Annotated in this window: 3 protein-coding genes; all 3 read right to left on the bottom strand. The window is 54.0% G+C overall.

Annotated elements, in window-relative coordinates:
- Window positions 1–94 precede the first annotated feature (94 nt).
- Complete coding sequence (locus tag RSSM_RS31385) at window positions 95–811, bottom strand: hypothetical protein (protein WP_008689620.1); 717 nt, start codon at window positions 809–811, stop codon at window positions 95–97.
- A gap of 549 nt (window positions 812–1,360) precedes the next feature.
- Window positions 1,361–1,600 carry a hypothetical protein gene (locus tag RSSM_RS33480; RefSeq protein ID WP_144060276.1) on the bottom strand — a complete coding sequence of 80 codons (240 nt, stop codon included), beginning with the start codon at window positions 1,598–1,600 and terminating at the stop codon, window positions 1,361–1,363.
- Between the two features lie 356 nt (window positions 1,601–1,956).
- On the bottom strand, window positions 1,957–2,411 hold a 455-nt coding region (locus RSSM_RS31370; RefSeq protein WP_044304161.1), incomplete at its 5' end, for a hypothetical protein.

Raw genomic sequence — 2,411 nt, 5'->3', positions numbered from 1 at the left:
AACGTCTGTCGTCACCGGGCACGGAGAGAGGACTTTCCATTTGTAAGAACCACGCAAGCCGTGCTCCGTGTGCACGACATTGTTATCCGTCGTTCTAATCGAGCAAGTTGAACGCATCATCGAGCACGCCCAGTACCTCTGGATTTGAGTCAGCAAGAACAGCCAGAGACTGTCTGTTCACCCCTGAAGTCTTGCATAAGTCAATGAACGCAGTTGCGAAGTACTTTTTGGCCCTCTGAACGTGTTGCGACGTTGGAAAACGATCGGCTCGCCTATGAACGATCATGTTCCGAATTCTGTTCGCAAACAGCAAATCGCTTTTGAGTGTAGGTGGAAGCAGCGAGTTTCTTACCGCTTCTTCGATTGCAGCGCGAAGTCCCTGGTTTTCCGTTGATTGAATCTGCGAATACAGCGCACACTCGAAAACAGCTCCAAGCTCGACCAATGCAAAATGGTCGATCCCACGCATCATATCAGTGGAGATTGCATTGATGAGGTGAACCACTCGCGAGTCGCTGGCGTGTACCTGTGCGACGGGGCGAACCGGCGCTGGTTCTGATTCGACTTTCAACTCAGAAGCGAGTTCAGCTTCGCGACGGGCTTCCGCCTCGCGACGACGCACCTCGCTTTCTGCGCGAAGTTTAGCAAGACGCTGTTCCGTAAGGTGCTCACGAAGCAATTGCACTTCGCTATCCGATAAAGACGCAAGTGCAGATCCTTTTCCCGCAATGCCGATTGACTTGACCGTTTGGACAAGCCCGGAACTATCTACGTCGAACTCTTTCGCGAGAGCGTAAATTCGAGCTGGCATGTTTAAGTGTTACAGTGTTTTTCTAATCGGATAACGATCAGCGTCACCGGGCGGTGGGGAGCGATGTGATTGGAAAGTGTACCGGGTCTCCACCACCGCTCCGTGTGCACGCGATGGTTATCACGTCACGCGCCATATTTTTCTCGCCAAAACGAGGTGCCACGATACCAGAATCCGGGGTCTCGCGGCATTTCTGAAACCTGCTCAATGCGTCCTGTCCAGATTGCTGTCCTGGGCCCCTCGCAAAGTCGGAACGAAAGGCCAGGACTCAATGCATGGTGCGGACCGGAAGGTGCCGAAAGCTGGAACGTTAAACGGTATCGATCTGGTTCAACCATGTTTTCGACCCGGCGCGTGACGATGTCCCACGAAACTAGCTCACCACGCAAGTCATCGTGGTCATCGGAAAAGATCTGGGGATTGTAACGTAGCCAGGGTCGGCGCAATTCACGAGCGTGTGTTGAATTGATTGTGGCAATAGCAGCGTTCGATACATTGCCGGGTCGATACTGAATCTGTTGATGCATCGCATTTCTAGCCGCGATAACGTCACCGATCAGCCGGCGGCGACGGTTGATCGTCCACTTCAAAACGCCCGACTTCGCCGCTCGGTTGCATCGGATGGTTCGCCGATCTTCGCTGTGCCGATGGGACGAAGGTCAGGTAGCTCAGGAAGGTAGTCGGCAGTTGCCAATCCATCCTGTGACCATACTTCGAGCCCCGCCAGTAGCCCGCATCTTCCAAACAGAAATACCCCGAATAAGCGGCCTTCGCTGTCTGTCCATTCATAGTCCGATAGAACGGTTATTGGTTCGCCGTTTTTCGGGACGACGCCATCAATCGCAAAGTTAACGCTGGCGCAACCGCAGTAACATCGCGTGGCGATCCTGGCGCTGTCAAGCTGCGAGCGGTAGTGTTTTGCTTCCGGTACCCCTCGGTCTAGCAGCCATTCAACCAGGCGGCTTTCATTGACCGACAAATCACGGTCATCGGGGATTGCTGTCATCGAAGCCATGCGTTTCCGACCGGCGAACGACCCGCATCAGCGGGCGGCGGAAGATATGCGTCCAGTTGTTAAAACGTCACCACCGCCGCTCCGTTGCATGCGATGGTTATCCGAATCGTGCTTTGGCGTGAGATTTGGGTCATCCCAAAAACGGTGGCGTAAAGTGTTGGGCCATGGCGTTCCGAATGTTGATCAGTCGTGAAATACATTCGTCTCGGCCGTGAATATCAATCAGCGATTCCGCAGAGGTTCTGCACAGCTTGACCACAGCCGGTGGAACTCTGCGATATTCAGTATCGGGTTTGTTCAGAAGGGCACTTTCCATGTTTCCGATGAGCAGCATCGGCGTCTGGTTTGCGCCAATCGGGTAGCACTTGCGTTTGCGGCGCAACGTGACATTCGCACCGTTTTGCAGAGCGTTCTCGGCCTCTGCGAGGTCGAGCGAAATGATGCTCGCGATTAGTTGCTCGTCGAGTTCTTCAGGTGTCTTGTTAGTCATTTGAGCGTAGTGGCTAACTCGGATAACGGCAGGGTTTTGCGGGCGGCGGCGATAGACTTGCAAGCAATACGAAAAGCGTGCCACCGCCGCTCCTT

This window comes from Aporhodopirellula sallentina SM41 (assembly GCF_000346505.1).
In the GTDB taxonomy this organism is placed as follows: Bacteria; Planctomycetota; Planctomycetia; order Pirellulales; family Pirellulaceae; genus Rhodopirellula; species Rhodopirellula sallentina.
This window is presented reverse-complemented; position numbering and strand designations above follow the sequence as displayed.